General features: G+C 62.9%; 1 protein-coding gene. It reads right to left on the minus strand.

The genetic code is table 11. The features are described from left to right. On the minus strand, nt 1-313 hold a 313-nt coding region (locus KQX66_RS39215; protein WP_216798472.1), incomplete at both ends, for a fimbria/pilus outer membrane usher protein.

The following is a 313-nucleotide window of genomic DNA, read 5'->3' on the forward strand; positions in this document are numbered from 1 at the left end:
GTCTTGTTCCTCAACCTTTACGTCCAGCTTGCCCATCACCGAGTCGCTCAGATCCTGGATGCGGAACGGCCCGGCGGCGACCTGTGCCTCATACAGCACGCGGCCCTGCTGGCTGATGGTGACTTTGGCGTTGGTTTTGGCGATGCCGGTCACCTCCGGCGCATAGCCGCGCAGGTTAGGCGGCAACATGTTGTCGTCCGACACCAGGCTGAAGCCGGTAAAGCGGAAGCTGTCGAAGAGGTTGCTCTGCAGCGAATCCTCTCCCAACGCCAGGCGCGCGCCCCACTGCGGCAACGCGCGGAAGGCGTAATAG

This window comes from Paenibacillus oleatilyticus, assembly GCF_018998565.1.
In the GTDB taxonomy this organism is placed as follows: Bacteria; Bacillota; Bacilli; order Paenibacillales; family NBRC-103111; genus Paenibacillus_G; species Paenibacillus_G oleatilyticus.